Source organism: Rhizobium acaciae, assembly GCF_025941625.1.
Classification (GTDB): Bacteria; Pseudomonadota; Alphaproteobacteria; order Rhizobiales; family Rhizobiaceae; genus Rhizobium; species Rhizobium acaciae.
Window position 1 is genome coordinate 1 of sequence record NZ_JAPCZO010000059.1, and the last position, 4218, is coordinate 4218.

Here is a 4218-nt window from a genome sequence, read left to right on the forward strand (position 1 = left end):
CGGCCTGCAGGGCGATGTCGCTGCCCGCAGTGAAGTCCGTGCCGTGGACGGTCTCGTCGCGGGTGCTGGTGGTCTGCTTGAAGCGTTTGCGCGTCTCCAGCGTGTCGCTGCTGTCAACCGTGGTCAGCGTGGTGCTGTTGAGGTCGTGGCCGGCGACCACCGCCAGGCCATTGCCCGCGTCAAGCTTGGCTGCGACCAGGTTGACGTCGTTGCCGGCGCTGAGGATCAGGTTGCCGCCGGCAGTGAGCGCCTGCTGGTCGATGTACTGGGTCGTGGTGGTCGTGGTGACCTTGGTCTTACCCTGGCGGCTGTGGTCGGTGGTTGTCGTGCTCTCGCCCAGCACCGAGGTCACGTTGAGGTCGTGTCCGGCCGCGGCGATCAGGTCGCCGCCGGCCTTCACTTCGGCCTGGCAGATGGTGAGGTCGTTTCCGGCGAAGCGTAGCCGCAGCCGTCAGTCAACAGATATGGATTTTCATTACATAATTACTGGCCAAGTAGGCTCGACTTTATATACGGTGATTGATAGCCAGTGGCTTATTGGTTGACTTTCAAGTTGAGGTCGCCCGCTTTATTTAGCGCCTCACTCTAGTCACCGGAGCAAGGACAATATTTGTAATTTTCCTTCCAAACATTAACCACTCAACTTTCGTGACGCCCCCCTCATTCACCCTGACTATGAACACATTTCTCCGTTTGGAGAATTTAATAAGGCCATTTTTTTCATCCGACTCTTTTGCATAGTTGCTTTTAATAAGACTGGATTCGAAATCTTCCCACTTCAACTGCGGCGTTAAAGATTTTGAAAACATGCCAACCAGAGAAAATATCAGTGGAAATGAAAAAAATCCAATCGCCATGTCAATGGTTGCCAGCCTATTGATTGCATACTCGATACCAAAACCACTATCGATGACAATGTAAGAAATCGCAAATATAGAAAACAGAAATCCAATAAAAAAATAAACGGTTATTATGAATTTATAGCTGAAGATCGATAAGAAATTCTCCGTTAAATTTGAAATTACCCCACCCAAAAAACCATCAAAAATTGCACCTATCATTTCTTTTTATCCTTGTCTTTTTTTTCAGCGTAATGGTCAGCTGCCGCATTAGCCGCAGCCTTTACTGAAGTGCTCACGGCTATTTTATTTGTCTGTATAACAAATCCACCAGCCGTCTTTATACTTTCCATAAATCCTATTGGCAATCCCGCCCATCCCAGCACTTGTCGGGTAGCCATTCCACCTGTCGCGCCAATAGTGGAAGAGATAGCCAGTTTAGGCCAAGAGAATTTTTCCGAAAATTTTGAAATAATTGATCCGCCATCAGAATACGATTCCTTCACAGAACTCCAAGCGACTCCTGCGGTATATGTTCCAGCTCCTGTCACAGCTCCTCTAGCACCCACCACCGCCACCTCTGGCAAAGCGGCGAACGCTAGGCTTCCTGCCCCGAACGTTGCACCAGCAAGTGCAACTCCGCCGACAGATGTCACTAAAGCGGCGTCGCCGCGCGACTTGCCAGCGAATCTAAGGAGTTCTGAGTTATAATTATACTGTAGCGTATCCTTGCGAACGCCGGCCTGATAAAGGCTGTTGTAAACGGCAAGGAAATTGTCCGGACTGGAAGCCAAATCCTTTCCGTACAAGTGGAAGTCGTTGTATTCAGCATCCGTCGCCTGGAAAGCGCGGCCCCAGGCGTACTGGTTGGTGTTGGTACTCAGGAATTTCTGCGCACTCTCATCAACGTTGGTGTTGCCAATGAGCCCATTGATCACTGCATCGACTCGCGCGGCCGCTTCCACGGTTAGGCGACGCTTCGCTTCCTCCTCGCTGATTCCTTCCTGCAACGCAAACGATGGAGCATTCTGGCGGATCCAGGTCACTTCGTCCGGATGCAGCTGGCGATTGAATTGATCGCCCGACAACGCTGTCGTCGCCCCGGCCTGCCCGCCCAGTAGGCCGCCGATCGCTGCGCTGCCCAGCTCCATCAATGCGTTGTATGTCTCTTTGTCCGTTATCCCGTGTGCAACGAGGTAATCCGACATCGCGCCCTTGGCCGCTTCGGCACCAGCGGCAGCGGCCATTCCTTGTAGCGCGCTCTCACCGCCCAGCGCCGCGATGGCGGCACCCGTCAGGCCATGCAGCAGGACCTTGTTCGTGCCGCCGTCACTCCAGGCTTCCAGACGCGACTGTGCTTCTTTCCTCGTCTCTTCGTCCGGCGCATTCAACACGTCCGCCTGTGCTTTGCGCTGCATGACGGACGCCACGTCGCCTGCTACTCGGAAACCCACCTCGCCCGCGACTGCCGCCAGTTCCTTTTGCTCAGCCAGCTTCTTCTGATCGAAGATGTCCTTCAGACCCGATTGCTGCAGTTCGCTTGCAGTGCGATCCAATCCAGCCAGCGCGGTCTGATCGCCGTTGCGGACCTCGACCGTTCCCGCAGCAATATCGCTCTTCGTCGTACTGCTGCTGTTGCCGCTGCTATTGCCCAGCATGCTCAACGCGGTGCCAGCGGCAACGCTGACCATGCTGCTACCCGAACCACCTGCCACCGACACGCCGCTGCTCTTGTAGTCGGACTCGTTCTTCAAGTCCTCGACGGTCAGGCTGTCGGTAGACAGATAGTTGCGCGATGCATCGGCCGTACTGGCGATGGCTGCACCGATCAGATGCGTATTGCCACCCACGGTGATGTCGAACCCACCATCACCTGCCTGGATGCCGGTCTGCTCCTTGACGCTGGTGTAGCTGCTGTTGACCTTCTGCTGGCTGTAGCTGCCGCCACTGCCCGAGCCGGTGGCAAGCGTCACGCTCGCCTGCTGTTGCTTGCTCTTGTAGTCGTTCTCGTCCTGCTCGCTCTGGATCAACAGATTGCCGCCGACCTTGGCCAGTACCTTGTCGCCAACCGCCTGCGCGCCCTTGATCGTGGTGTCGTTGCCGCTGGCCAGGGTCAGCGTGCCGTTGGCCGTTACCACGCTTTCGGTATGCAGGTCGCTGTTGCCCTTGGCGCTGCCCTTGCCGGCCGAGACAGTCAGGTAATAGCCCGTCGTTGCACCGACGCTGAAGCCGATTTCGCCGCCGGCGTTCTTGTTCTCCGACTTCGTCGTGTTGTTTTCCTGCTGGCTCAGCAGGTTGAGGTTGTTGGCCGCCGCCAATGCCACGTTCTCGCCAGCGATCTTACTGCCAATGACGTTGAGGTCGCCGCCAGTGGCCGCGATGGTGACATTACCGTCGCTGAGGATGCGACTGCCGCCTGTGGTTTCCTCATGCGTCGTGGTCTTGCTCGACGAACTGCTGGCACCGATACCGATACGCAAGCTCACGCCGGTGGCATTGGCTGCTCCCTGAGCACCGTCTGCTGACGCCGTACCGGTCTTCGTTGTATTTCCAGCAACGGCTTCGCCGTTGTAACCCTTCAGGCCATTGCTGGCCAAACCGGCGGCATCGCTGATCGAGTAACCCGCTTTGACCGCGTACAGCGCCTTGAGCCGATCGTCTTCGACCTCGGAGCCACGCTCGACCGCACCATAGGCGGTTTGTACCGCATCGACCAAACCACCGGTCAAGCCCAGCGAGATACCCGCGCTCTGCTGCTTGGACGTCTGCACCGTATCGACACGGTTCTCGGCCGCGGCGATGGTCACTCCCTTGCCGACGATGGCCGTGCCGGTCTTGCTCAGCACGTCGCTGCCGGTGATGGATACCGCGTTGCCCGCGGTCATCGTCACCGAGCCGTCGGTGCTGCCGACCAGGCTGCCGCTGTTGGTGATTTCGGTGGCGTCGAGCGTGTCGGTCTTCTTGCTCGCGCCCAGCGTCACGCTGAAGCCGCCGCCGCTGTATAGGCCGGTCTTCTTGACCTGCTTGTCGTGCTCTTCGCTGTGTGCGTTCTGTACGGTCTCCAGGGTCAGATTGTTGCCAGCAGCCAGCACCACGTCGCCGGTGCCGGCGACCTGCGCACCTTGCAACAGCACGTTGTTGCCGGCCGCGATCTGCACGCTGTCGCCGCTGAGCGTGGTCGCCACTGCCGTGCTGTCGTGCCACTCATCGTGCGTGGTCGTGGTCTTGCTGGACAGGAAGCCCTTTTTCTTCTTCTGCATGTCCTGTTCGGCGTCGTGCTGTTCCTGCGCGGCGAGCAGGTTGACGTCGTGGCCGGCGGTCACGGCGACGCCGCCAGTCTCGGAATAGACCTGTGCGGCAGTCAGGTTGACGTCGTGGC

Annotated in this window: 3 protein-coding genes; all 3 read right to left on the reverse strand. The window is 57.5% G+C overall.

The annotated features are described in order from the left end of the window. The coding region (locus OLZ32_RS38970) for a hemagglutinin repeat-containing protein (RefSeq protein WP_264425678.1) at nt 1-400 on the reverse strand (400 nt) is incomplete at its 3' end. Nucleotides 401-572: 172 nt separating this feature from the next. Beyond that, nucleotides 573-1061: a hypothetical protein gene (locus OLZ32_RS38975; protein WP_003476711.1), complete on the reverse strand. Its 489-nt coding sequence runs from the start codon at nt 1059-1061 to the stop codon at nt 573-575. After that, a partial coding sequence (locus OLZ32_RS38980; RefSeq protein WP_264425686.1) for a hemagglutinin repeat-containing protein occupies nt 1058-4218 on the reverse strand: 3161 nt, incomplete at its 5' end. The genes OLZ32_RS38975 and OLZ32_RS38980, both read right to left, overlap by 4 nt.